Below are 26229 nucleotides of genomic sequence, written 5' to 3'. Positions count from 1 at the left end.
GATTGACGGCGATCGTGGCACCCGGTGCGTCCGGAAAGTGCTCGGATTCTGCGGGCAGCACACGCAGCAGCACGCTCTCGCCGTGGTCGAGCGCCTGCTGCGCGGCTTCACGCACCGAATTCTGGGTGCACTGACCCCCGACGAACCCTTCGATCGTGCCGTCGCCGAGCACCAGCGCGCGGTCGCCCGACCGCGCCGACGACGGTGGCTGGGCGCGCACCACCGTCGCACGCACGAACGGGCGGCGCTCGTCGAGCAACTGCGCCGCGCGCACGGTCAGATCCATTTTCTCCCTCTCGTTCGCCGGCGACCTCGGAGCAGCAACATTCAAATCGGGGGTGTCGCCCGTCCCTGCATCGCCTCCCACACCCGCGACGGGGTCAACGGCATGTCGGCGTGCCGGACACCGAACGGCTTCAACGCGTCGATCACGGCATTGACCACGGCGGGTGGTGACCCGACGGTCGCGGATTCGCCGATGCCCTTGGCGCCGATCGGGTGATGCGGTGACGGGGTGACGGTGAAGCCGGTCTCGAGCGTCGGCACCTCGAGCGCCGTGGGCAGGAGGTAGTCCATGAACGACCCGCCGAGGCACGTGCCGCTCTCGTCGAAGGCGATCATCTCCATCAGCGCCATGCCGATGCCGTCGACGATCCCGCCGTGCACCTGCCCCTCGATGATCATCGGGTTGATGCGGGTGCCGCAGTCGTCGACCGCAAGGAAGCGCCTGACCTTGACTTCGGCTGTGCCCGGGTCGATATCGACGACGCAGAAGTACGCCCCGTACGGGTAGGTGAGGTTTTCGGGGTTGTAGCAGATCTGGGCTTCGAGACCGCCTTCGAGTCCTTCCGGCAGGTCGCCCGCACCGTGGGCGCGCATCGCGATGTCCTGGATCGTCACCGCCGCGGAGGGGTCGCCCGTGACGTGGAAACGTCCCTTGTCCCATTCGAGGTCGGCGACCGAGACCTCGAGCATGCCGGCGGCGATGATCTTTGCCTTGTCGCGGACCTTCCGTGCGACGAGCGCGGCGGCCGCGCCCGACACGGGGGTCGAGCGGCTTCCGTAGGTGCCGAGCCCGAACGGGGTGTTGTCGGTGCGCCGATCTGCGCGAAGGTCGTTTCGTGGCCCTGGCCCTGCGACTGCACCGACAACCGCACGACGGCCTTGCCGGTGGGATGGATCCGCAGTTCGCACCCGTCGGCCATGCCGAGGCCGAGGATGTCCATGTCCTTGCGCGGACCCGCCCCGACCGCTTCGGTGAAGAACGACATGCCGATACCCATGAGCTCGCCGCGTGCGCGGCGTTCGGCCTGTTCGCGACGCAACTCGTCGTAGCCGACGAGCTCCATGGCCTTGCGCAGGGTGGTTTCGTAGTCGCCGGAGTCGTATTTCCAGCCGGTCTTGCTGGTGTACGGGAACTGGTCGGGTCGCAGCAGATTCTTCAGCCGTAGTTCGGCCGGGTCCATGTCGAGGTCGTGGGCGAGGCAGTCGACGAGCCGCTCGACGAGGTACACGGCCTCGGTGATGCGGAACGAGCATGCGTAGGCGACGCCGCCCGGGGCCTTGTTGGTGTAGACGGCGGTCATGTGGCAGTAGGCGGCCTCGATGTCGTAGCTGCCGGTGAACACGCCGAAGAATCCCGCCGGGTACTTCACGGGGGCTGCGGTGCCGTTGAAGGCGCCGTGGTCGGCGAGGACCTGCGTCCGGATCGCGAGGATTTTTCCTTCCTTCGTCGACGCGATCTCCCCGACCATGATGTAGTCGCGCGCGAAACCTGTGCTCATCAGGTTCTCGCTGCGATCTTCCATCCACTTGACGGGCCGGCCCGTGACCAGCGACGCGACGATCGCTCCGACGTAACCGGGATAGATCGGAACCTTGTTGCCGAAACCACCACCGATGTCGGGCGAGATCACGCGGATCTTGTGTTCGGGCAACCCCGCGACGAGCGCGTAGAGCGTGCGATGCGCATGCGGTGCCTGACTGGTCGACCACAGGGTCAGCTTCCCCGAGATCCGGTCGTAGTCGGCGACGGCGCCGCACGTTTCCATCGGTGCCGGGTGCACCCGCGGGTAGACGATCTCCTGCCGGGTGATCACGTCCGCCTTGGCGAACACGGCGTCGGTAGCGGCGGCGTCGCCGGTTTCCCAGTCGAAGCAATGGTTGTCGGTCTTGCCGTCGAGGTCGGTGCGGATGACGGGAGCGTCGGCCGCCAGCGCAGTGCGGACGTCGACGACCGGATCGAGGATGTCGTAGTCGACATCGACGAGTTCGAGTGCGTCGCGCGCGGAGTAGCGGTCCTCGGCGACGACGAACGCGACCTCCTGCCCGTGGAACCGGACCTTGTCGGTGGCCAGGACCGCCTGCACGTCGTTGGACAGGGTCGGCATCCACGCCAGGCCCTTTTCGGCGAGGTCGGCGCCGGTGATCACGGCCTTGACCTTGGGATGGGCCAGGGCCGCGGAGGTATCGATGTTCACGATCCGGGCATGCGCGACCGGGGAGCGCAGGACCGCCAGGTGCAGCATGCCGTTGAGTTGGATGTCGTCGACATAGTTGCCCCGGCCCCGGATGAAGCGGGGATCCTCCTTGCGGAGCATCCGGCCGTGACCGCACGGCTTGCGGTCGTTGTCCTCCCCGCCGGTGTGGTCGACCTGTTCTTCGTGGCTGGTGTCGGGTTCGACGGCGGTCATGACGTCACCTCTGCGGTGTCTTCGGTGGGGGTGCTCGAGGCGTGTTCGGCGGCCCAGCGAACCGAGCGCACGATGCTGGTGTAGCCGGTGCAGCGACAGATCTGCCCGGAGATCGCTTCGCGGATCGTGTGATCGTCGGGGTCGGGGTTGTTGTCGAGCAGGGCGCGCGCGGTGATCATCATCCCGGGTGTGCAGAATCCGCACTGCAGTCCGTGGCAGCGCATGAATCCTTCCTGCACGGGATCGAGAACACCGTCCTTCTCGAGGCCCTCCACCGTGCGGACGTCGTGTCCGCCCGCCATGGCAGCGAGCATCGTGCAGGACTTGACAGGTTCGCCGTCCACGGCGACGACGCATGCGCCGCAGTTGCTGGTGTCGCAGCCCCAGTGCGTACCGGTCAGCGCGAGGTGATCTCTGAGAAAGTGCACGAGCAATGTGCGGGGCTCAACGTCCGCGGTGACGTGTTCACCGTTGACGGTCATCGAAATCTCCATCAGCTCATACCCTTTCGGCAGAGTTCACGCGCTCGACGGCGCGGCGCAACGTGCGGACCGTCAGTTCCGCCGCCAGGTGACGTTTGTAGTCCGCGGTTCCGCGGAGGTCGGTGTCCGGGTCGCAGGCCGCGGCCGCCAGCGCGCCCGCCTCGCGATACAGCTCTTCGGAGGGCGCTGCGCCGCGCAACAGTTCCGGGACCGCCGCGAGCGCGGCGTCGTCGGCGCGGACGGCGGTCAGTCCGACGCGGGCGTCGTCGATCACGCCGCCCGACAGCCACACCGCGGCGCCGGCCGCGGCCACCGCCCAATCCCCGGCTCGGCGTTCCACCTTGGCGTACGCGCTCGAGCCGGTTCCGCGTCGGGGGATGCGCACCTCGACGAGAAGCTCGTTGGGGGCGGCGGCGGTTTCGTACGGGCCGAGGTGGAACTGCGCGTAGGCGAGTTCCCGGGTACCGGAGGGCCCACGTAGGACGCACGTCGCGTCGAGCACTGCGCAGACGGCCGACAGATCCTCGGCGGGATCGGCTTGGCACAGCGATCCACCGATCGTGCCGCGGTTGCGCACCACCGGGTCGGCGATGACCGTCTCGGCGTCCCGGAAGATCGGAAACAGCGTCGCGAGCTCGTCGGACTCGAGTAGCTCGCGGTGCCGGACGAGTGCGCCGATGCGAACCGCCTCCGGCTCGACCGTGATGTGGCCGAGCTCGCCGGTGAGGTCGTTGATGTCGATCAGGTATTCCGGATTCGCCAACCGGAGCTTCATCATCGGCAGGAGGCTGTGCCCGCCGGCTACGACGCGAGCTTCCTCCCCCAGCTTGTCCAGTAACGCGATCGCGTGGTCGACGCCGGTAGCCCGCTCGTATTCGAAAGGCCCTGGAACTTGCAAAATTCCCACTCCCCCATCAGTTGATACGTGCGAGACGAACATGGCATTCGTCACATTCCCCCCGCCCGCGCAAGGGTAGCGCTGCCACTGCGATACGGCCACCGAACCCGGCTTTCAGGATCAATTTTCGTTCGTAGACCGCAACTGCGGGTGGATTACCGGCATTTGTCCGCATTCTCGGACGTGCTGCCACGGTCCTCTACCGTAGAAGCAGTAACTTCTCGAGCCCGACTGGAGCACCGCATCGCCCATGGACGTGATCAACGAATTCATCATCGGTCAGGCGGCAGCGCTGGGGGTGTATCCGCTTCTGTTCGCGGTGTGCGTCATCGACGGCTTCTTTCCGCCGGTACCGAGCGAAACCGTGCTGGTGACCCTCGCGTCGCTGTCGGGGTCGACGGGACGCCCGTACCTCGCTCTGATCATCGTTCTCGGCGCACTGGGGGCCATCGCGGGCGACAACATTGCCTACACGATCGGTCGCCGCCTGGGCACCGAACGATGGGCATGGATGCGCCGGCCGAAGACCCAGAAGGCGTTCGTGTGGGCACGTCGGGGTCTCGACAAACGCGGTGCCGCGATCATCGTAACCGCCCGTTACGTTCCCATCGGGCGGATCGCGGTCAACATGACCGCGGGAGCAACCGGGTATCCCCGCCGGAAGTTCGTGCCGCTCACCGTGGTCGCCGGAATCACCTGGGCGGTGTACTCCGCGCTGATGGGACGCCTCGTGGGTGGCTTCTTCCATTCGCAGCCGCTGCTCGGGGCAATTGTCGCAATCTGCGTGGCCGTCACTCTCGGCATCGCCGTCGATCACGCGTCCCAGCGGTTCCGCCGCTCCGAGGAAGCGGTCTCCGAAAGCACCGAGGACAATCCCGGGACACCGCACAGCGCCTGAAACGCACCCCTGCGCCTGTGCTCGGACGGGAGCCGTTAAGATTTTGCGCGCGCCTCCGTAGCTCAGGTGGATAGAGCAAGAGCCTTCTAATCTCTAGGTCGCAGGTTCGAATCCTGCCGGGGGCACCAGAATTGTTTCATTCAAACCTTCGTCCCAGGACGAAGGTTTGTTGTTTCTGCTCATCACCTCCGTCAGCGAAGGCATACCTGAGTCAATGGACCCGGCCACACCCTCCCCGACGTGGCCTGTTGTCGCGGTAGCCGTGAGCGTCTTGAACGGCTCGTGCAGCATGAGGCGCACGTCATCGTCCTCGACGTAGATTTTCTCGAAGAAGGCCTGGTTATAGAGGCGGCGCACGTGCGAGCCAGCTGCGAGGTAGCCCCGGTAGCAGTTGGTGGCGTAGTCCAGCGCGCGCCGCAGATTGGCTTCGACGTCGTCAATCGCCACGTCGGCTGCCGACAGTCGCTCCTCGATGGCGCCAAGCTGGCGGGCGATGCGATCCTGCTCAGTCTTGAGGAGGTCGAGCGGCACGGCCCCGGCGTAGTGGGCCTGCAGCAGCCGGCTGCGCTCGGTCAGGAGCCGCTCCTTCTGGGTGCTGAGCTCCCGCACTTCGGCGTCGATGCCCACACGCGTCGCCGCGATCTCGCTCCGTAGCCGAGCTTCGATCTGACTTCGTACGTCCGGATCGAGCTGGACGGTTCGGTAGGCGTCCTCGACCAACTCTTCGACCACTGAGATGAGCACGGCCTTGCGCATGCAGCCGTTGGCCTTGCTGTGGCGCCCGAGACAGATGAAGTAGGGATAGAGCGCGCCGTAGCGATTCTTGGACATCGTCACGATCAGACGGCTGCCGCACCCACCGCAGAACACGCTCGACTTGAGGTAGTGCGGGTGCTCACGAGAGCGCTCACCGGTGGCCCGGGCGTCGAGCACTTCCTGCACGCGCGCCCAGGTGGCCTCGTCGATCAGCGGCTCATGTCGACCTGGGTACTGGACGCCGCGGTAGGTGACCTCGCCCTTGTAATAGGACGCCCGCAGGATCTTGTGGACTGAGTTGATCGCCAGCGGGCCGCCCGGTGACCGCGTGGTCGGGCGTGACGTCAGGCCGCGCTCTTCCAAGGCGGCAGCGAGGCGGCGGAGTGTCCAATCCCCGCTCGCGTAGGCCTGAAATGCCCAGGTAATCAGTGGTGCTCGGTCTGGGTCAATGGCGACGGTGCGCACCTCACGCCCCTCGGGGTTCAGCGCGGCGACGTTGCGGTAGCCGAGCGGGGCTTTGCCGGGGGTACCGCCGGTCTTGGCCTTTTGCTCCATGCCCTTGAGGACCTCGGTGGCCAAGTTGCGCGAGTAGAACTCGGCAATCGAGCTCATGATGCCGTGCAGCAGCATGCCGGACGCCGTCTCATCAATATTCTCGGTGGCCGAGACCAGCGTGGCGCCACTCTTACGAATGGCCAGGTTGATTTCAACGTCATCGACGCGGTTGCGCGCCAGGCGGTCCACCTTGTGGACCAGAACGTAGTCGACCGGGTTCGCCGCGATGAAGCGAAGAAGCTTCTGGAGTTCCGGTCGATCGGCTGAGCGGGCCGATTCGCCGCGGTCGACAAACTCCTCCATTACCACCGCCCCGATGGCCGTGGCCTTCCGGCGGTTGGCTTCGCGCTGCGCCGGAATCGAGTAGCCTTCCGGATCGCCGTCGCGCTCGGCCTGTTCCCTAGTCGACACCCGGATATAGGACACTGCGACCGCAGGTTCAGCCGGGTCGGTGCGTTGCGGCGAGTTCATGTCAGGCTCCTTGCAGGGCCGGGGCGGCCCGGTAATAGCGGATCGTGGCGGCAGTCGCGGATGAGACGCGGGATGGGCGGCAGCGCGCGGTGCGCTCGACGAGGCCGGTCTGCGCGAGGCGGACGGTAATGGCTTGTTCGGACACCTGGAAGTGGCGGGCGAGGTCGCGCGGACGCTGCAGGCCGTTGCCCCAGGCGCGCTTGAGGAGGCGGCGCGGCACGAGCAGGCAGCCCGCGAAGTAGTCGGCGGCCTGCTCGGCGTGATCGGCCGCGGACGTCGTGGCTGAGCCAGGGTAGAGCCGGTCGGCGGCGCCGTGGTCGATGATGTGCTTGTACTCGTGAGCCAGGGTGAAGCGTTGGCGGGTGTAGCTCTCGGCGCGGTTGAGCTGGATGATCCAGGCGTGGCCGTTCCAGAAGCTGGCGCCGGACACTGGCGCCTCGACGTACTCGATCTGGAGCTTCGGCAGCTCGGTGATGAGCTCGCTCGGGATCGGTCCGTCGCTGATGCGGTGGAGTTCCAGCAGGCGGTTGGCATGCAGCTCGGCGACGCGCAGGGCTTCAGCGAAGGTGATGCGGTCGCGGGCGGGAATCACCATGCGCAAGGAGGCCAGGACGCTGAGGTTCTCGTAGTGGTTGGTGCTGAGGTGGGTCATGGCGTCTCCTTTCACAGTGAATCGTTGTTATTCGTCTTGCCCGGATGAGGGGCCAGCGGTGTGGTCGAGGGTGAGGCCGTGGCGCTGGGCGACAGCGGCGAAGTGCTGCTCGATCTCACGGACGGCGTCGGCAGGCATGTCTTTGTACTTCGTGCGCAGGTACGGGGTGAGGGTGGGCAGCTCGCCCTCAGGAATCCAGTCGGCGGCGGCAAACAGGTCGGCGACCGGGAGCTCCAGCGCTTCCGCGATGGCACGCAGGTTGTCGGGTCGAGGTTGGGGAATGTCGCCCAGTTCCAGTCGGGTCACGGTGGCCTTGGCAACCTCGGCGCGGCGGGCAACTTCGCTAGCCGAGAGGCCGAGTTCGCCGCGCCGCGTCCGTAAGGTCTGCGCCAGTTTCAATGCTTGTTTCGGGTTCATATTATTTCCTCTCCAATTTCTATTCTTATTGTATTTCTCCCGTTCAATTCATTCAACGATTTTCGACATTTCCACAACGACAAATGCAATGTCAGGAGAGGATGTCCTTTAACGGTCGCCACATTTCAGGCGTGCGGCGGGTACCTCGTAAGGGCGCTCTATTCGTCCGTCAAATACCCAGCCGCCCCATCATCGGCGGGATAGAAATGGGGTCGCCATCACGCTGCATATCCCGGGCAAGCGCGTCGTGCTCACCGTCGGTTGAAGGTTGTTCATGGGACATCGTCACTCCTGTCGTGTGGAGTTGATGGGTGGACGACGGAAGCAGACAGTGAGGCGAACCTCGAACTGCTACTCCCGCCGCCCGTTCCCCTGGTGGGAGAGGAACCACCGAGCTGACCTCCCTTTGTGGAAGGGTCAGGACTTACCCGACGCCGTCGCCGCTCGCCTTTCGACCGCTACGCGGCGCGCCCTTGGACACCGCGTCGGCTGCGAACAGGGACGCGATGGCCTCACGGCGCACGGCGGCTTCACGTTCGATGTCGGCGAGGGCCGTGTCGGCCTTGTTGGCGAGCTCCGGGGCGGACTTGGCGGCCTCGATGTGGGCGACCAGGGCGGCCCGGAATTCGTCGGTGATGGTGCTGCCGCGCAGTTGGGCGATCAGGCTCAATTGGGCATGCATTTCCGGTTCCAGCCGGATGGCCAGCGTCTTGACGCCGCCGCCTTTGCTGGTCGGTTCGTCCGGAGCGGACATGGCTACCTCCTCGGTGTTGGTGCGGCCGGTGAACGTCGGGATGACGCTCACTGCAGCCGCAGGGCACCGACGAGGCAGTCGGCTACCCGGCCGCGCGGTGGGGTTTGGCGCGGATCCGGGCCTCCGCCAGGGCGGCGAAGTCACCGCTCAGTTCGATGCCGAGCCAGTCGCGTTGGAGCTGCTCGGCGGCTACTGCCGTACTGCCGCTACCGATGAACGGATCGAGGACCAACCCCGGCTCGCGTTCAGCCTCGCAGCTGCAATCCGGTCCCAAGGCCGCCCGGGTGGCGGTGCCGCCGAGAGCCCGAATAGTCCGGCGACGCCACGGGGCATGGCAGCGCACACAGCGGGCTTCCGGGCACCCCGCCTGGATGGCGCGGGCGGCGAGCGCCACGGGATAGGTGGCATGGTGGTCGCTGCGGAAACTACTGGTGGCCAGCTGCCAGACGTCGCCGGGGTTCTTGCCGAGCGGATGACCGACGCGTCCTGCTGCCTTCATCTTGGCCAATCCCGCGGCATCGTCACCGTTAGGGCCACGCCAGGCTTCACGCGGTCGAGTTGTCGCAGCAGGTGGCTGGCCTGCTGAGCGGGAGCGGTGCGGGACGCGGACGGCGTCGAGGTCGAAGAAGTAGCGCGGTGCGCGGGCCAGGACGTAGATGACCTCGTAGGTACAGGACAGCCGGTCACGGACGCTGGTGGGCATCGGGTTGGTCTTGGCCCAGACGACCTTGTTGCGCACGATCCAGCCCTCGGCCTGCAGGGCCAGTACCAGCCGTTCGGGCGCCAAGGCCAGACTCTTGGCGGGCGCCCCTTGACGAGCGTGGGTGGCGTAGGTGTCGCCGACATTCAGCCAGACGGTGCCAGTTGGCACCAGGACGCGCCGGAGTTCACGGGCCACCGCCGCGAGGGCAGCCACCCAGTTATCAACGTGCGGTTCGAGGCCGAGTTGCCCGGGGGTGCCGTAGTCGCGCAGCCGGAAGTACGGCGGGCTGGTCAGGACCATGTCGACGCTGTCACCCGGCAGGGTGCGCAGGCGGGCGAGCGCGTCGCCAACCAGCACCTGGTTACGGGGCAGGGCACTCACGCGGCGCCCCCGACGAGAAGCCCGGGCAGGTCGTGGGGACCCAGCACCCGGAACAACTTGTCCGGCAGTCCTTGGTCCTTGGCAATGGCGGCAGTGAGGGCCGTGCGCCGACGCGCCTCATCGATTAGCCAGACCACGAGGGGGAAGACACCACTCGCCTGCTGTTCGACGCCGCTGCGGCGATAGGCCTCATACTCGGCGCATTTCGCGAGTAGTCGCGGCAGGCTTTCGGTGCCGAGGTCGACCTCGAAAAACCAGCTGTCTTCGAAGTCGCCGGCCGCCGTGACGGCGTAGAGGTCAGGCTTCAGGGTGCTCAGGCCGCCGCCGAAGTTGGGATAGCGGCGATGACAATCCGGTTCGGTCGTCACTCGCAGTAGCTCGATCGTCCCGGCAGCGGCGGTTTGCCGCAGTTGGAGGTGCAGGTCGGCCACGGCCAGGGTGTGTTGCAGGAAGTGCAGGGACGGTTCGAAGCTGCGCCGCCGAGGGCCGGTGTTGGACTTTTCTCGGAGCAGTCGGTCGCCGACCGCATTGAGGTGCCAGACAAAGGAGGCCGACCCGGCGCGGACTCCGCCGACCCGGCGCTGGAGGGTGCCAAGCAGGCGGTCACGGCGCAGGCGCTCCAGCACCCGCCGACAGACGCGGGCCGCCGTGAGGTCGCTGGCGTGGTCGGTGAAATGGAAGGCCTGGACCTGTGTCGTGGTCAGGAAGCGGTGGGCGGCCACGGTGTCAAGAACAGCCCAGTCACGGTCCGACAGGGAGTCACGAATCACCGCCAACCGGCGCTGCCCGATTCGGCTGGCAGAAGGGGAGAGACGAGACGAATCGTCACGAGTCGGCACCCCTGATGCACCCGATTCCGTCCCGACCTGCGAGGACACCTCTCCTGTCGACCACACGACCGGGCGGCCGGCCGGTACACCCTCGTCTGGGGATCGCCGGTCCGTCATGACACCCCCCGGCGGCGTCGTCCTAAGGCCGGTTCCTCTGGTGGCGCGTCGAGATGCAGGAGCTCGGCGAAGCCGGCTTCAATGGCAGCGCGCGGTTGCCCGAAGTGATCTCGCGAACGGGCGCGAATGTCATCGGGGTCGCTGCTTGGCGGCGGTGGCGGCAGGGTCATGCCCGAGGCCCAGGGCTGGGCGGCGTTATCCCGAAGTAGGCTGGCGTAGACGTGGTAGGCCGGCAGGGCCGTGAAGTCCTCCGGGCTGAGCACGGACTGCCCGAGGCACATCGCTTTGGCGTCGGCGGCACTCAGCTGGAAGCAGATCCGCGAGCGGGCGTTGGCCTCGAAGGCTGCTCGCATCGCCGGGGCCAGCTGGTCGCGGTACTGGTGCGCTAGATGGAAGCCCGCACCGAGACTGCGGGACGTGGCCAGGGCATCCGATAGGTCGGTCGGCAGGTGCAGGTAGTCCTGGACCTCATCGATGTAGACCATCACCGGCGACCGCTGGTGCGCCGGCACAGCGGCCCGCTCGCGGATCGCCTGCCATAGTTCGGCCAGGATCAGGGCACTCAGCAGCTGTGCGGCCTCCGGGCCGAGTACGCCCTTTTGAAGCGGGACTAGCAGGATCTTGTTTTCGGTGAGGACCTGGCGCAGGTTGAAGCGCGGACGGCGCTGTCCGAGCGCGGCGCGTAGTCCCGGCTGCAGGAGAGGGCGCAGCTTGTTTTGTAGCGGGGCCACGATCTGGCTGCGGGCCTCGTCGGATAGCCCCTCGAACCACTGCCAGAACGGGCCGGCCGCAATCGGGTCGTCGCGCAGGGCGTGGGCCGTGGCCGCGCGCCGGAAGCCGTGATGAGTCAGCAGGAGTGGCAGCATGACTAGGCTAGCGTCGTCCCGGCGCGCTAGCACCGCCAGGGCGTTTTGTAGAATGTCGGCGCTGCGCGGGCCGAGGGCGTCCCCGTGCAGGGCATGCAAGACACCGAAGACGGCGTCGGCACCGAGCTCGGGGCGGCGGCCCTCGGTGCGCATCAGCGGATTGACCCCGACCGGACAGTCGTCGAGCGGATCGAACACCACCACGTCGTCGCGGCGCTCGGGCGGGATACAGGCCAGTACGTCGCGGACCAGATCTTTCGGCTCGATGACGACCACGGCCCGTCCGGCCTGCATATCGCTGACGATGAGATTGAGCAGCAATGTGGACTTGCCGGTGCCGTTAGGACCAAGCACCCAGGTATGCCGGAGCGCGTCGGTGACGCCGTAGCCCAACTGGCCGCTAACGCCAGGCGCGGTGGCTTGGGCGACGATCCGGTCGTGGGGGCCAGCGAGCGTCCGGGGGTGGACGGGGCGGGGATGGCGCGGTGGTAGGCCAGGCAGCTCGCGGTCGTCGTCACTGATGGGCCAGCCGAGTAGCGGGCCGACTTCATGGATGTTGAGCTGCAGTGGCCAACGCCAGGGAGCGCGGGCGGCATTGAGACCACGGGGATGTTCGGCGGTGATGGCGACCTGCACGCCCGGACTCTCGGCTGTACTTAGCGCGCCAAGCAGTTCGAGCAGCAGGGTGTGTCGGCGCTCCGCGGTGATCGCTGCGGCGCCCAGGCGGAAGGTCAGGGCGAAGCCATGCTGGCCTCGTTTGGCTTTGATTGCGGCGCGCCGGTCGGCGTCGCGCTCGGTGAGTAGGCCATAGCGCAGTTTGTGGGTCCATGTCTGGCGCGCGGCGAGCTGTGTGGTCGGCACGGCCTGGGGGACCTTGCGCGGGCCAAGCATGGCTTGAATGACGAGCTGCTCGCCGCGCTGCACCCCCGTCAGGGCGCTGAGGACGGCGCGGGTGGTGGCGGCGGCGTCGGCAGGCTGCACGGCCTGCTCACGATCAGTCAGGCGAATCCGGCGGACTGTCTGGACAGTGGCCCGCGCCTCGTCCCACTCAATCACCAGGGCGCCAGGTACCAACTGCTCGATGTGGCGGCTGAGGATGGCGCGGTAGTTCTCCGGCGTCCCGGCCAAGTAGCGCACGCCGCGGTGGTCGGCGCGGGCCTCCAGCACGATTGGCGGGGCGGCGCGGTCGGCGGCGAGTCGCCGCAGAAGCCCGAAGACGGTCTCGTTGGCCAGGACCGGCGGCCAGATGATTTCCTGCCACACCAGCTGGTTACTCGTCATCGCGGACCTCGCGTGCAGGGGTGTCTGTCGGCGGGACGTGGTTGCCAGATGCCGTGGCCTGGGCAGCAGCTTCGGCTTCAGCTTCGGCCAGTGCCTGGGCGATGACGGCGCGGCTCAGCTTGCGCAGATCGGGCGGCTGGCGCCGGACGGCACGGATGGAGATATGGCGCTCGCGGCGCGCGTTTATATTGGTTGCATTTCGTCGTGTTCGTGACATGAGTACACCTCCTTTTGTTGGTAAATTGCCGCTTAGCGCGTTCAATTCGTTGATCGATTCTGTGTCTAGTGTGCGTTCAATTGGTTGAACGGTCAACCACTTTCGTGCATTTGACAACAGCGACAGGAACGGCATTTTAGAGGAGAAATTGCATATTTTTCAGCACCGAACTACCAGCGCCCGCGGTACCAACGTGCTGCTGCAACCACACTTCCGCCGAGCACGAGCACGCCGATTATCGTGATCAGGAGCGGTAGCAGCGTGCGCAGCACCTCGACCGCGCAGTACAGGGCAATCGCTCCGATCAACAGGCCGACGCAGGCGCCGACCAGCTGGTCGATCCACGACCGTGGGTCAGTGGAACTCATTCCCGCCGCCACAGTTCGAGCAGGACCCCGGTGTCGATTCCGAGCTGGACGCAGTTCAGCGCGAAGCGCTCCTGGTCGGGGCGGGTTGACGGCAGCATGACACACCGTCCTTTCAGGTTGAAGGGGAATGAGCGCTCGTCAGCGACCGCGGGCGCGGCGCGCCATGTCGGCGTGCGCCTGCGTGGCGGCTGCCTCCAGCCGGAGGGCCGCGGCAGCCGCTTGGTGCTGGATGCGGCTGACCTCGGCGCGGAGGGCGGCACGCTGCTGCCGCTGCCGGTAATGACGTCGGGCGGGCCGGACGACGCAGAAGCGGAGCGCTGCGTAGAAGAGCCAGGTGACCGCAATGAGGGCCATCCCCGCCAGGGCCACGAGCAGCCCGGCCCCGACGAAGATGGCGATGAGGAGGACGGCCATGGCGACCGTCAGCCTGAGATGGAGAACTGGGCCAGTTCGAAACCGACGCTGCCGGTGTACTGGCTAGCAATCGCGTTCAGCTGCATGTGCAGCTCCGGATCACCCCCACTGAGCAGCTCGGCCTGGCGATACAGCAGGGCGGCGGACTGCATGCCGACGTTCGCCACCATGCCAAGTGCCTGGATTCGGGTCGCACCGACGATGCCGCGGGCAATCTCGGCGTTCTGGCGGCGGGCAAGCTCACGTTCTTCCGCGCGCGTGAAGCCGGCATGCACCCGCTGTGTCTGAAGTGGTTGGTCCGGGCGAGGAATGAGATTGCTCATGGTGAGCCTCCTTGGTGAGGTGTCTCCGGTGTAAAGCTGGAGAGGTGGGTCGGGTGCCGGCGTGAGAGGTTCGGCAGGCAATGACGCTAAGCGTCGGTGACGTGGAAAAGCGGTGGCATTTTACGGGCGCCGTCCACGGCACGCTTCGGGCGGAAGTGGTCGGCCAAACGGGTGGGTCGGCGGCAAAGTGGGAGGCAAGATACGCGTTGATGTCCGGGAACCGACCGAAGTCTGCTGACTTCGGGGCCACTGGGGTGATAATGGGGAATGGCCAGGTCAGCACTGGTGACGCCGCTCCAGTCCCAGTTGGAATCCTTCGGGCGTCGAGGCAAGAAGCTCAGTAGCGGCCGACTACTCCGATATCGGGAAGTGCTGACGCTTCTAGGGAATCCTGAGCGGCTCGGTGACAGTGCTTATGCGGCCGAGCTGGCCGAACGAGTGGTCGCGGAACTACAGGACGTGATTGCGTCGATTAAGAGCCCGATCGACCGTCGAATTGCTCAGGTGGTCGTGGCAGCGGCGCCGGAGTTCCATGAAAAACTGGTTAAAGAACGAACGGCCTACGTAATTACTCATGGCCAGGAGTTCACTGAAGAGCAATTCAAGACCCGCCGCGGCCAAGTTATGGCGGACGTGGCCGAAGCGCTGCAGGCGCGCTTCCATACTGATGCTGCGACCCATGACAGCCTCACGCCCGGCGCGGAGGGACGTGCTGGTCACCCGGTTGTTGCTCCTGTCCCGTCTCCGTCCCGGGGGCAGCGCCCCGGCTTCCAACGACCGCCCGGGCGAGGACGACCCCAGTTCCTGCGCGGTCGCAGGCTGATTGCCGCTGGCGCCGTTGTCTCCCTCGGCGCCCTCGCGGGTGCGGTCACGGGGTATGGCCTGGATTGGCGGCAGGATCCATCGACAGGCCAGTCGAACGTCGCGCTATTCGCGGCCACTTTCGACGACAAGGACCCGCGCAGCTTGGAGGGCAACCCCTGCGCCGATGCGCCGCTGAGCCAACCGGCCTATCCGGCCGGGCCGGAGGTGATCGGGCCTGACGGTGCGCCTGTCGCGACCATCCAGCTGCGTACCCAGTACTCCTGCCCGGTGGTGTGGCCGCGCATCGTGTGGGGTGTCGGCCCCAGCCTAGACATGGAAGCCATCTACCAGATTCCCGACGGCTGGACGCTGCAGGTGCTGACCATCCGGCCTGAGACCGGCAGTGTCTTCCGCTATCCCGAACCATCCAGTGGGGCACCGGTGCCCTACGCCCTGGGCAAGATGGCGAGTACCGCCCAGCACTGCGTCAAGGTCGAGGTGTACTTCACCAATGGGACGGAGCGGACCTCGTCAGCCCAGACTGACTGTATTCGACACAACACAGCTGAGGGCTCGACGCCGTAACGCGGCACAACGCGGCCTCGATCCCAAAGGTGTCGATGCTGACAGCTACGGTAGGTTGGCTCGCCTCCCAAGCGGCACTGTCGACGCTGTACGCTGAAGCCAGTTTGGCACGCTGACCTGCAGATATGGGGCAGCAGTATGGTAAAATTGAAAATGATATTCAACTGAATCTACGACGGAGAACCGCTCAGTGAGACTCAAGCAAGCCGCCAGTACTAACTGTGCCTGGACATTCAGGTCTGTTGCCTGCAGCCCTCAGCGCTCCGCCGCTTTCGGGGAGGGCTCCGCTCTGTGACTGAAGTCGAAGCCCGCACGCTCGCCCTGTCGCTTATCCCTACGTCGACTGAACCGCTGACGCTCTCTGAACTAGAGAATTACCTCGCGGCTGCGGCGGATCTGCTGCGTGGTGCGATCGACCAGGCTGATTTCAAGGCCTTTATCTTCCCGCTGATGTTTTTCAAGCGGATTAGCGACGTGTACCTGGAGGAGTACGGCCACGCCCTGGCCGAGTCCGGTGGCGACCACGAGTTCGCCTCGTTTGCCGAGAATCACCGCTTCGCCATTCCCGAGGGTTGCCTGTGGAGCGACGTGCGTGAGCGCTCCGAGAATATCGGTCAGGCGTTGGTGACCGCCTTCCGTGGCATCGAGAAGGCTAACCCGGACACGCTCTATGGCATCTTCGGCAACGCTCCGTGGACCAACAAGGACAAGCTCTCCGACGCGCGACTGAGTGACCTGATCGAGCACTTCTCGACGAAGGCGCTCACCCACGTCGCGGTCTCGCCGGACGTATTCGGACAGGCGTACGAGTACCTGATTAAGCGATTCGCCGACCAGTCGAACAAGAAGGCTGGCGAGTACTACACGCCGCGCGAGGTCGTCGGTCTCTTAGTGAACATCCTTGACCCGCAGGAAGGTGAGACGGTCTATGACCCGGCCTGCGGTACCGGCGGCATGCTTATCGAGGTTATCGAGCACGTCAAAGCTAATGGCGGCCGCCCACAAACCCTCTGGGGCAAGTTGTATGGCCAGGAAAAGGTGCTGGCGACCTCCGGCATCGCCCGAATGAACCTGCTGCTGCACGGCGTCGAAGACTTCCATGTCGTCCGTGGCGACACGCTCCGTGAACCAGCCTTCTTCGACCAGAGCCGGCTGGCGCAATTCGACTGCGTCATCGCCAATCCGCCCTTCTCGCTGAAGAACTGGGGCCATGTGGCGTGGGCGTCCGACCGCTGGGGCCGCAACGAGTTCGGCGGCGTCCCTCCCACGGGGTATGCCGACTGGGCCTGGGTCCAACACATGATTGCCTCTGCCGCGTCCGCTACCGGACGAGTTGCTGTGGTCCTGCCTCAGGGGGCGCTGTTTCGCGCGGGTGCCGAAAGCCGTATTCGCGAGCACGTCCTGAAGGCCGACAAGGTCGAGGCGGTCATTGGCCTCGCGCCCAACCTCTTCTACGGCACCGGATTGGCTGCCTGTGTCGTCATCCTGCGCCAGAACAAGCCCGAGGCAGCCAAGGATAGAGTTCTCTTCGTTAATGGCGAGTCGCTATTTCGCCGTGGTCGCAACCAGAACACCCTGGAGGACGAGCACGCCGCAATCCTACTCAAGGCGTACCAGGGGTTTGATGAGGTGCCTGGCCTGGCGCACGTCGCCACTATGGCCGAGATCGAGTCGAATGACTTCAACTTGAACATCCCGCTCTATGTTGATGCCACCGACGATAGCGAGCAGGTCACCCTGGAGGAGGTGCTGGCCGATCTGGAGCAGGCTCATTATGAGGCCGGCGTGACACGGACGGCACTGGAAGCTGAACTGGCTGAATGGGGGCTGAACATATGAAGGCCACGACTCAACGGATTACACAGCGCGAGTTGGAGAACTACCTCTGGGGTGCAGCTATCCTGCTACGTGGTCTCATCGACGCCGGTGACTACAAGCAGTTCATTTTCCCCCTCGTGTTCTTGAAGCGTCTTTCTGACGTCTACGACGAAGAGCGCGGCGCCGCGATGGAGGTCTATGGCGACGAGGGGCTGGCTGACCTGCCTGAAAATCACCGCTTTTCCATCCCTGACGGCGCTCACTGGGACGACATCCGGGGCGTCACGAAGAATAAGGGGCCAGCCATCCTTCAGGCAATGCGCGCCATCGAGGCCGCCAATCCTGACACGCTCCACGGCGTATTTGGCGATGGCGACTGGGGTAATTCCAACCTGCTACCAGACTCGACGCTTAACGATCTGGTCGAACATTTCTCGACTAAGACGCTGTCGGTCGCCAACTTGCCCGAGGACGAACTGGGCCAGGGCTACGAGTACCTTATTAAGAAGTTCGCCGACGACTCGGGCCATACCGCTCAGGAATTCTATACCAACCGCACCCTTGTCCACTTGATGACAATGATGTTGAAGCCCGAGCCGGGTGAGTCAGTCTACGACCCGACGTGCGGTACCGGTGGCATGCTGATTTCTACTGCGGCCGAACTCCGTCGCCAGGGCATGGAATGGCGCAATCTGCGACTGTACGGTCAGGAACTTAACTATGGAACCTCGGCTATCGCCCGGATGAATCTGTTCCTCCACGGTATCACCGATGGTCACATCGCTCACGGCGACGTCCTCGGTGCCCCCGCCTTCCACGACAAGCACGGTCGGCTACGCACGTTCAATGTCGTGCTCGCAAATCCGCCGTACTCGATCAAGGCGTGGAACCGCGCCGCGTTTACAGACGATCCTTACGGACGCAACGTGTGGGGTGTGCCACCGCAAGGTCGGGCTGACTACGCATTTTTCCAACATATCGCCAAGAGTCTCAATCCGACGACTGGCCGGGCAGCAATTCTCTTCCCACACGGCGTGCTATTCCGACGCGAGGAAGCGGCTCTGCGCGAGGCCCTCGTACAATCGGACCTCATAGAGTGCGTCCTAGGGCTCGGCCCGGGGCTCTTCTATAACTCGCCGATGGAAGCCGTCGTCATCACTTTGCGGACTCAGAAGCCTGTTGAACATCGGGGAAAGGTGATGTTTATAAACGCGGTCAATGAATATGCCCGCGAGCGAGCGCAGTCCTTCCTCCGGGAGAGTCACCAGAAAAAAATTCTTAAGGCTTACGAGTCTTTTGTCGACCAGATTGGCTTTGCCGCTGTCGCTACCCTCGGGCAGATTGCCGAAAAGAACTACAGCTTGGCAATCCCGTCCTATGTCAATCGAGACTCTACAGCTACTGGGGATGTCGGAGGGCTTAGATTGGATGAGACACTCGCCGCCTGGCGTCGAGTCGCTACTGAGTCAGACTGTGCCGTCACCGACTTGATTACAATGCTCCGACAGGAGGCTGCCCAGTGAAGCTTGTCCTTGATAAGAGTCATTGGAAGCAGGTTGCATTCGGTGACGTGATCGACAGTGTTTCGGAACGGGTTGATGACCCATCCCAGGCGGGCGTTGATCGCTACGTGGGTCTTGAGCACCTTGACCCAGGAGTTCTGACGGTCGAACGCTGGGATAGTCCTGACAAGGTCGCAGCACAGAAGTTGCGTTTCTATCCCGGAGATGTGATCTTTGGCCGTCGTCGAGCTTACCAGAAGAAGGTCGCGGTCGCAGAATTCGAGGGAATCTGCTCCGCTCATGCACTGGTTCTCCGAGCGAATCAAGATTTTGTTTGCCCCGAATTCCTGCCCGTTTTTCTGTCCTCCAACTACTTCCTGGATCGGGCAATCAAGATATCCGTCGGCTCCCTATCCCCGACTGTTAACTGGCGCGACCTAAAAGCAGAGAAATTCGACCTTCCGTCAATAAGTGAACAGAAGCGCATCGCAGATCTGATTTGGGCGATGGAACGACATCGACGAACCTTGTCCGGGTTGGCTGATGCTGTCAAGAGAATCGAGAATCCTCTAATGACTGCCTCGGCTGATGGTGAAGTCACAGTGGCGGATGTGGTAGTCACAGCCCGCAGCGGCGCTACGCCCTTGCGGTCTAATAAGGATTTCTACGGTGGCTCGATTCCTTGGTTGAAATCAGGGGAGGTCGTCGGGGACGGCATTTCTCAAACTGAGGAAACTATCACCGAAGAAGGCCTGCGCAGATCCGCAACGTGGATGGTGCCGGCTGGCGCAGTCCTCGTCGCTATGTACGGAGACGGTAAGACCAGAGGGCAGGTCGGTCGAACCGCAGTTCCGCTGGCGACGAACCAAGCGGTAATCGCCCTCGTTCCGGATGACACTAAGTGTGATCCTGACTTCTTCTATTACTGGATGCGCTCCCGTCAAGAAAGCCTACGCAATAAGGGTGCAGGAGCGGCGCAGAAAAACCTCTCCAAGGCCGCTGTCGTCTCCGAGCCGTTTCCGTCACTGTCCATTGTCGATCAGAAAGCGGCCGTCGCCCGACTGGTGACAGTGGACGTCACAGTTGCCTCGGTGCTGCGTGAGTCCAATGAACTCCGTGCCGCAGTCGCGGCGATCATGGACAGTATTTTCGGGAGTGCTGCATGACTTTTAATGAGGCCAACTCTGTCCGTGATTTCGTTCGAGACTTGATCGCCTCCGACGATGCCCCATTTGTGCCAGGTAACCAGCTGCCACGGACGACCGACCAAGTCCTTTTGGAAGCGCAGGTTACGACCGCGCTAATTCGCCTGAACCCGGAGATTGCCGAGGAGCCGAGGCGAGCTGATGAGGTCCTACACCAGCTTCGCGCGATTATCTTGAGTGCTCGGCACACCCCAAACCCTGTCGTGGCGAACGAGGAGTTCGCCGCATGGCTCAAGGGTGAGAAGTCGATGCCTTTCGGCCCTGGCGGCTCACACACGACGGTGCGCCTGGTCGACTTCGACAACCCGGACGCATCCGCGAACCAGTGGATGATTTCCACGGAAGTCACGTTTGCGCAGGGTCGCGTCGAGCGTCGCTTCGACCTAGTGCTGTGGTGCAACGGCTTCCCGCTCGTAGTAGGTGAGTCCAAGTCGCCAGTTCGGCCGGCCTACACCTGGATCGATGCGGCCGCGCAGATCGACGAGGACTACGAGAAGAACGTACCGATGTTCTTCGTACCGAACGTGATGTCGTTCGCCACTGAGGGAAAAGACTTCCGCTATGGCTCGGTCGGGATGCCGGTCGAACTGTGGGGTCCGTGGCGTGATGAGACCGACAGCACCACGCCCATCAAGGTAGGGCTCGCGGGAGTCCAAGAAGCTGTCGAGAGTGTGTTGTCTCCGCACTCGGTTATGGACTTCCTACGGTTCTTCACGCTGTTCGCCACCGACAAGAAACACCGCAAGATCAAAATCATCGCCCGCTTCCAACAGTTCCAGGCGACGAATCTGATCGTCGAGCGAGTATTGCTTGGCAAGGTCAAGCAAGGGCTCATCTGGCACTTTCAGGGTTCGGGTAAGTCGCTTCTGATGGTATTCACGGCGCTGAAGCTTCGCGCGACGGCCGGCCTGACGAACCCGACCGTGCTGATCGTGGTTGACCGCGTAGACCTCGACACCCAAATCACCGGCACGTTCAACGCGGCCGACGTCCCCAACCTGGTCTCGACCGACAGTCGCAAGGAGCTCCAGTCGCTGCTGAGAGCTGGCTCGCGCAAGGTCATCATCACGACCATTCATAAGTTCGGCGAGGCGCCTGGAGAGCTGGATGCCCGTAGCAACATCATCGCGATGGTCGACGAGGCACACCGGTCCCAGGAAGGCGACTTCGGACGAAAGATGCGTGAGGCGCTGCCGAACGCTTTTCTGTTCGGCCTCACCGGCACGCCCATCAATCGTCGCGACCGCAATACCTTTGCGTGGTTTGGCTCCGAAGGGGACGAAGGCGGCTACCTGTCGCGCTACTCATATCAAGACTCGATCCGCGACGGCGCCACGCTGCCGCTGCACTTCGAGCCGCGCCTCAGCGAGATTCATATCGACGAGGAAGCTATCAACATCGCTTTTGAAGAGTTGGCTCAGCGACATGGACTGTCCGACGACGAGAAGGTCACGCTCTCGAAGAACGCTGCGTCACTAGAAAGCCTGATTAAGGCGCCGGAACGGATCCACAAGATTGCGGCCGACATCGCCGCCCATTTTACGGAGAAAGTTGCTCCCCAGGGTTTCAAGGCGCAGGTTGTCGTCTACGACAAGCCGACCTGCGTGGCGTACAAGCAGGAGCTGGACAAGCTGCTCGGTCCGGATGCCTCAACCGTCGTTATGAGCAGGGATGCTCGCGACCCTCAGGAGTGGAAGGAGAAGTACACCCCCGACCGCACCCAGCTGGAGCGCATTGTCGCGCGGTTCAACGATCCGGCCGACCCGCTCAAGATCATTATTGTCACCGCCAAGCTGCTCACAGGGTTTGACGCTCCGATTCTCTATGCCCAGTACCTCGACAAGCCGCTGAAGGCCCACACCCTGCTGCAAGCCATCACGCGTACCAACCGCGTCTATCCGCCGAACAAGACCCATGGTCTGGTTGTGGACTACCTTGGCGTCTTCGATGACGTCGCCAAGGCGTTTGAGTTCGACGATAAGAGCGTCCAGCAGGCAATTACGAACATCGCCGAGCTCCGCAACCAACTCGGGCCGGCAATCGCCGCGGCGCTGACCTTCTTCCCCGGTGTCGACCGAACCGTCGGTGGATACGAGGGGTTGATTCAGGCGCAGGCAGCTATTGCTGACGATGCGACCAAGGACGTATTCGGTGCCGCGTACAGCGTTGTTGGCCAGCTTTGGGAGGCGCTCAGTCCGGATCCGATCCTCGGTACGTTCGAAACGGACTACCGTTGGCTGACCGACGTCTACGAATCGGTCAAGCCCGCCGACATCACTGGTCGACTGGTGTGGCACTCCCTGGGCGCCAAGACGCTCGACCTGATCAATGAGCACGTGGCGGTCGAGGTACCGCGGACCGACCTGGAAACTATCGTCCTCGATGCCGACGTGATCGAAGATTTGATGACCGGCAAGAAGCGCGACGTCACGGCCGAGGAGATTGAGCGGCAGATCACCGCTCGCATTGCCAAACATCTCAATAACCCGACTTTCATCGAGCTTGGCAAGCGGCTCAACGAGCTGCGTGAGCGCTACGCCCACGGCCAGCAGGCCAGCCTGGAGTTCCTCAGAGAGCTGTTCGAGCTGGCACGTGACACCGTCGCTGCCGAAAAGCAAGTTGCCGAAGTGCCTCGTGAAGAGCGCGGCAAAGCCGCCTTGACCGAGTTGTTCGAGTCCTTGAAGACTGAGGACACGCCAATCATGGTCGAGAATGTCGTCGCTGACGTCGATCAAGTAGTCAAGTCTGTCCGCTTTGAAGGCTGGCAAAACACGCATGAGGGTGACCGACTTGTCCAACAGGCACTACGGAAGACGCTCTATATGCGCTACAAGATCCGCGATAACGACGTATTCGAGAAGGCGCTCGGCTACATTCGCGAATACTACTAGGAAATCCAACATAGTGAAATTTATGGGGTTTGTAGTCACTCGCTCGGGTGGGTCATCCGGCGTGTCCTGGCCGGGCAAGGCGGTCGCGTTAACTACTCTCGTGGAACACGAGCTTTGAGGACGCACTCAGCATACCTGCGCAAAATTCCCCAATTCATTAAAAGGCCGACTACCGTCTGTTATTCTAGTATCACTATAAGTTAATTACGGAGGTTTCAAGCGCATGCGATTGAGGAAAGTTAAGATAAGGAACTTCCGCTGCTATACAGATGAGATTGAAGTCGATTTCGACTCGCTGACTTCCATTATCGGAAAAAACGACGCCGGCAAATCAACGATTCTCGAGGCGTTAGCCATATTCTTTGACCAGCAAAAGCCAGATGCGGACGACGCTGCGAAAGCGGGCGTCAAGTCAGATATGTCGATTACTTGTGAATTCGATCAGCTTCCCGATCGACTCGTGCTCGATGCGACGAGTGCATCGTCGCTGAGTCAGGAATGGCTCCTTAATGAGGCCGGTCGCCTAGAAATTAGGAGGACATATAATGGTGACGCAAAGAATCCGAGCTGTAAGGTTTTTCTGCGAGCGGTCCATCCGACAGCCACAGGGGTAGCCGACCTCTTGGCATTGAAGAATGCCGATCTTAAGCGGCGCGCCCGAGAGCTTGATGCCGACCTTGCGGGCGTGGACCAGAAGGTAAACGCAGAATTGCGAGCAGCGATCCGCGAGAGAGTGGGAGAGCTAGAAGTTCAGGCCTGCGATATTGAAGTGGATACGCAGCCAGGTGCGAAAGAGCTATTTGCTCGCATCAAAGAAGCAATGCCGGCTTTCTTCCTTTTTCGGGCCGATCGCGCAAGTACTGACCAGGATAGCGAAGCCCAAGACCCAATGAAGGTGGCTGTTCGGTTAGCGATCGAGGAACAGAAGATGGCCCTCGATAAGATTGCGATGGCAGTCAACCAGCAGGTCGCAGAGCTTATCGACCAGACGCTCTTGAAGATCAAAGCACTGTCCCCAGAGTTGGCGTCGGAGCTGAATCCAGAGATATCTGATCCTAAGTGGGACTCAGTTTTCAAGATATCTCTCACAGGCGATTCTACGATTCCCCTCAATAAGCGGGGTAGCGGCGTTAGGCGCATGGTATTGCTTGGCTTTTTGCAGGCTCAGGCAGAGTCTCGGCGGGCACTCAACCCCGACACCGGGATCATATATGCAATAGAAGAGCCTGAGACGAGTCAGCATCCGGATATGCAGCGCTCTCTTCTGCATGCTATCGAGGAGATTGCAGAACAGGATGGCTATCAGGTTATCTTGACTACCCATAATCCGATGCTTGGTCGACTTCTTCCAACGGATACTCTGCGGTACGTTACTGTCGACTCAGCTGGAAGTCGGGAAGTTCGAGGGCCGAGTGAGGATACAATAAGGGAAGTCGCAAGAGCTCTTGGCGTCTTGCCAGACCACGACGTGCGGGTATTTGTAGGTGTGGAAGGAAAGCACGATGAGAATTTCCTCAAACACGCATCAGAAATCCTTTCGAAGGTTGACCCGCAAATCGCCTCGCTTGTCAGCTTGGAAGAGTCCGGTAGGCTCATATTCATTCCGGTAGGTGGTTCAAATGTCGGCCTGTGGGTTTCTCGCTTGCACCACCTAGATCGACCTGAGTACCATATATTTGATCGCGATAACGAGCCGCCGGCTAAGCCTCATTATGAGGAACCAGCGCTCAAGATTAATTCCCGCGAGAACTGCCGTGCAGTCCACACATCAAAGCGTGAGCTCGAAAATTATATCCACCCCCAGGCGATTTCTGCTGAAAGGCCGGAGGTTGCCATCCCAGTAATCCTAGATTTCGACGACGTCCCCTTGATTGCTGCGCAGAAAGTTCATGCAGCTAGTGACTCGGAGGTTGCCTGGAGTGACGTCTCGGATGAAAGGAAGGGGAAGAAGGTATCTAGGGTTAAGGCGTGGCTCAATAATCAGGCCGTTAGTCGTATGACACCGGAGTTTTTCGCTGTGTCGGATCCAAGGGGTGAGATTACAGCGTGGCTTCGCGACATTACTGCTCTAGCGAGAAAGAGCTAATCCTAATGAGATGTGCATGTAGATACTGCGGGTGCTGACGACTCGGTAATTGAAGGTAGTATTAAACTGCATTTGCGGATCTGTAGAATCTATGGCGACTGTGTACGGGCTGCTTGTTACGAAGTATGCCGAGTCATCTACTTCCATCGCTCCGCCACAGGTGCTCGCATCGCTACTCCCGCCCGCTTTAGCGCCTTGCCGACCGTACTCGTGCCGAGTCCCAGCTCCCTACCGATCTGCACTGTCGACCAGCCGGCTTCGTAGAGTTCGGTCGCGCGGGCGAGGAGGTTCGGCGTCATCCGCACCCGCGACCGCAGCGCGACGCCTTCGCGGTGCAGGTGTGCGCTGACCGTCTGGCGGTGCATGTCGAACTCGTCGGCCAGCTCGTAGACCGTGGCACCTTCCCGGTAGCGTCGCACCAGCTCCGCAACCTCATCCCGCTCCAGCTTGCGGTTGGCGCGTGGGCGCGCCACCGACGTGCGTCGCTCCAGCACCCCGTCCACCGCACCTTCATCCGCCTGCGCCGCATCACCGACACTTTCAACGAGATGCCGAAACGGGGTACGTCGGCTTGAAAGGGATTCATGGAGGCGCACCGATCGGTGACGGCTTGCGCGCGGCGATGCGAACTCGGACGATGAGTCCCGTGACCGGTTTCGTGGAGGTCCGCCCGTACGCCGAGCTCAATGCCTTCGTCGCGCCCGAGTGCCGGGGCATCGCGACGTGCAGGCCGTACCGTCCGCACCAGACCGTCAAAGATGTCGTCGAGGCGATGGGCATCCCGCACACGGAGATCGACCTCATCGTCGTCGATGGTGAGCCGGTCGATTTCGCGTACCGGCCGCACCCCGGAGACCGCATCGCGGTGTATCCGGTCTTCGAGGCGCTCGGCATCGAGGCGCTCGCCCGGCTGCGGCCGGCTCCGCTGCGCGACCCACGGTTCGTCGTCGACGTCAACGTGGGCAAGCTGGCCCGACTCCTTCGCCTGCTCGGTTTCGATGTGATCTGGTCGTCGTCCGCGGACGACGCCACGCTGGCCCGGGTGAGCAGGGACGACCAGCGCATCCTGCTCACGCGCGACCGTGGACTGCTGGCGCGGCGAGTGATCACCCACGGCCTGTACGTGCACTCCGCCGATCCCGTCGAGCAGGTGGTCGAGGTCGTGCAGCGCCTCGACCTCGCCGGCCGGTTCGCCCCGTTCACCCGCTGCCTACGCTGCAACGGACCGCTCGTGGACGTACCGAAGGCCGACATACTGGAGC

General features: G+C 63.1%; 23 protein-coding genes, 1 tRNA gene and 1 pseudogene. 9 read left to right on the top strand and 16 right to left on the bottom strand.

Features of this window, described 5'->3' with window-relative positions; all coding sequences use genetic code 11:
* From Q8814_RS12840 to Q8814_RS12825, 4 genes and pseudogenes are all read right to left on the bottom strand, one after another.
* Positions 1-286 (bottom strand): XdhC family protein (locus tag Q8814_RS12840; protein ID WP_330152407.1); only part of this gene is annotated, 286 nt, incomplete at its 3' end.
* Between the two features lie 41 nt (positions 287-327).
* Positions 328-2693 (bottom strand): annotated as a pseudogene (locus Q8814_RS12835) (aerobic carbon-monoxide dehydrogenase large subunit).
* Entirely contained in the window at positions 2690-3187 is a 498-nt protein-coding gene (locus tag Q8814_RS12830; RefSeq protein WP_330152406.1) for a (2Fe-2S)-binding protein, read from the bottom strand. Before Q8814_RS12830 ends, Q8814_RS12835 begins: the two are co-directional and overlap by 4 nt.
* Positions 3188-3191: 4 nt before the next feature.
* Positions 3192-4073 carry an FAD binding domain-containing protein gene (locus Q8814_RS12825; protein WP_330152405.1) on the bottom strand — a complete coding sequence of 294 codons (882 nt, stop codon included), beginning with the start codon at positions 4071-4073 and terminating at the stop codon, positions 3192-3194.
* A 250-nt stretch (positions 4074-4323) separates the two neighbouring features.
* On the opposite strand from Q8814_RS12825, the gene Q8814_RS12820 reads away from it, so the two are divergent.
* Together Q8814_RS12820 and Q8814_RS12815 are read left to right on the top strand one after the other, a co-directional pair.
* A complete protein-coding gene (locus Q8814_RS12820; protein WP_330152404.1) occupies positions 4324-4971 on the top strand; it encodes a DedA family protein in 648 nt (215 codons plus the stop codon).
* Between the two features lie 51 nt (positions 4972-5022).
* Positions 5023-5099, top strand: a tRNA-Arg gene (locus Q8814_RS12815).
* On the opposite strand, the gene Q8814_RS12810 is transcribed toward Q8814_RS12815, so the two are convergent.
* The 11 genes from Q8814_RS12810 to Q8814_RS12760 form a co-directional block, all read right to left on the bottom strand.
* Positions 5065-6753: a recombinase family protein gene (locus Q8814_RS12810; RefSeq protein ID WP_330152403.1), complete on the bottom strand. Its 1689-nt coding sequence runs from the start codon at positions 6751-6753 to the stop codon at positions 5065-5067. The genes Q8814_RS12815 and Q8814_RS12810 overlap by 35 nt on opposite strands.
* 1 nt (position 6754) lies before the next feature.
* The gene (locus Q8814_RS12805; RefSeq protein ID WP_330152402.1) at positions 6755-7405 is read right to left on the bottom strand and encodes an ImmA/IrrE family metallo-endopeptidase; all 651 of its coding nucleotides are present in this window, start codon (positions 7403-7405) and stop codon (positions 6755-6757) included.
* Positions 7406-7432: 27 nt separating this feature from the next.
* Entirely contained in the window at positions 7433-7822 is a 390-nt protein-coding gene (locus Q8814_RS12800; RefSeq protein ID WP_330152401.1) for a helix-turn-helix domain-containing protein, read from the bottom strand.
* 424 nt (positions 7823-8246) lie between these two features.
* Positions 8247-8627: a hypothetical protein gene (locus tag Q8814_RS12795; RefSeq protein ID WP_330152400.1), complete on the bottom strand. Its 381-nt coding sequence runs from the start codon at positions 8625-8627 to the stop codon at positions 8247-8249.
* 31 nt (positions 8628-8658) lie between these two features.
* The gene (locus tag Q8814_RS12790) at positions 8659-9660 is read right to left on the bottom strand and encodes a DNA-methyltransferase (RefSeq protein ID WP_330152399.1); all 1002 of its coding nucleotides are present in this window, start codon (positions 9658-9660) and stop codon (positions 8659-8661) included.
* Positions 9657-10382 carry a replication-relaxation family protein gene (locus tag Q8814_RS12785; protein ID WP_330152398.1) on the bottom strand — a complete coding sequence of 242 codons (726 nt, stop codon included), beginning with the start codon at positions 10380-10382 and terminating at the stop codon, positions 9657-9659. The genes Q8814_RS12790 and Q8814_RS12785 overlap by 4 nt, the downstream gene beginning before the upstream one ends.
* A gap of 221 nt (positions 10383-10603) precedes the next feature.
* The gene (locus tag Q8814_RS12780; protein WP_330152397.1) at positions 10604-12754 is read right to left on the bottom strand and encodes a type IV secretory system conjugative DNA transfer family protein; all 2151 of its coding nucleotides are present in this window, start codon (positions 12752-12754) and stop codon (positions 10604-10606) included.
* Positions 12744-13106, bottom strand: a complete 363-nt coding sequence (locus tag Q8814_RS12775; RefSeq protein ID WP_330152396.1) for a hypothetical protein — start codon at positions 13104-13106, stop codon at positions 12744-12746. The genes Q8814_RS12780 and Q8814_RS12775 overlap by 11 nt, the downstream gene beginning before the upstream one ends.
* Positions 13107-13141: 35 nt before the next feature.
* On the bottom strand, positions 13142-13339 hold the full coding sequence (locus tag Q8814_RS12770) for a hypothetical protein (RefSeq protein WP_330152395.1): 198 nt from the start codon (positions 13337-13339) through the stop codon (positions 13142-13144).
* A 138-nt stretch (positions 13340-13477) separates the two neighbouring features.
* Positions 13478-13693: a hypothetical protein gene (locus tag Q8814_RS12765; protein WP_330152394.1), complete on the bottom strand. Its 216-nt coding sequence runs from the start codon at positions 13691-13693 to the stop codon at positions 13478-13480.
* A 68-nt stretch (positions 13694-13761) separates the two neighbouring features.
* Entirely contained in the window at positions 13762-14076 is a 315-nt protein-coding gene (locus Q8814_RS12760) for a hypothetical protein (RefSeq protein ID WP_330152393.1), read from the bottom strand.
* 285 nt (positions 14077-14361) lie between these two features.
* Between Q8814_RS12760 and Q8814_RS12755 the strand changes: the two genes are divergently transcribed.
* The 6 genes from Q8814_RS12755 to Q8814_RS12730 all read left to right on the top strand — a co-directional run bounded on the left by Q8814_RS12755 (position 14362) and on the right by Q8814_RS12730 (position 24967).
* Entirely contained in the window at positions 14362-15465 is a 1104-nt protein-coding gene (locus Q8814_RS12755) for a hypothetical protein (RefSeq protein WP_330152392.1), read from the top strand.
* A 291-nt stretch (positions 15466-15756) separates the two neighbouring features.
* Positions 15757-17304 carry a type I restriction-modification system subunit M gene (locus Q8814_RS12750; protein WP_330152391.1) on the top strand — a complete coding sequence of 516 codons (1548 nt, stop codon included), beginning with the start codon at positions 15757-15759 and terminating at the stop codon, positions 17302-17304.
* Positions 17305-17336: 32 nt separating this feature from the next.
* The gene (locus Q8814_RS12745; protein ID WP_330152390.1) at positions 17337-18806 is read left to right on the top strand and encodes a type I restriction-modification system subunit M; all 1470 of its coding nucleotides are present in this window, start codon (positions 17337-17339) and stop codon (positions 18804-18806) included.
* Positions 18803-19951, top strand: a complete 1149-nt coding sequence (locus Q8814_RS12740) for a restriction endonuclease subunit S (RefSeq protein WP_330152389.1) — start codon at positions 18803-18805, stop codon at positions 19949-19951. The genes Q8814_RS12745 and Q8814_RS12740 overlap by 4 nt, the downstream gene beginning before the upstream one ends.
* Positions 19948-22881 (top strand): type I restriction endonuclease subunit R, encoded by a 2934-nt coding sequence (locus Q8814_RS12735; RefSeq protein WP_330152388.1) that lies wholly within the window; start codon positions 19948-19950, stop codon positions 22879-22881. The genes Q8814_RS12740 and Q8814_RS12735 overlap by 4 nt, the downstream gene beginning before the upstream one ends.
* A gap of 223 nt (positions 22882-23104) precedes the next feature.
* Positions 23105-24967: an ATP-binding protein gene (locus Q8814_RS12730; RefSeq protein ID WP_330152387.1), complete on the top strand. Its 1863-nt coding sequence runs from the start codon at positions 23105-23107 to the stop codon at positions 24965-24967.
* A 137-nt stretch (positions 24968-25104) separates the two neighbouring features.
* Here the strand turns inward: Q8814_RS12730 and Q8814_RS12725 are convergent, their stop codons facing one another.
* Positions 25105-25470, bottom strand: coding sequence for a helix-turn-helix domain-containing protein (locus Q8814_RS12725; RefSeq protein WP_330152386.1), 366 nt, complete (start codon positions 25468-25470; stop codon positions 25105-25107).
* A gap of 143 nt (positions 25471-25613) precedes the next feature.
* Here Q8814_RS12725 and Q8814_RS12720 point away from each other — a divergent pair.
* A partial coding sequence (locus Q8814_RS12720; RefSeq protein ID WP_330152408.1) for a Mut7-C RNAse domain-containing protein occupies positions 25614-26229 on the top strand: 616 nt, incomplete at its 3' end.

The sequence above is a fragment of the Rhodococcus chondri genome (assembly GCF_036327435.1).
GTDB classification, from domain to species: Bacteria; Actinomycetota; Actinomycetes; order Mycobacteriales; family Mycobacteriaceae; genus Rhodococcus; species Rhodococcus chondri.
This window is presented reverse-complemented; position numbering and strand designations above follow the sequence as displayed.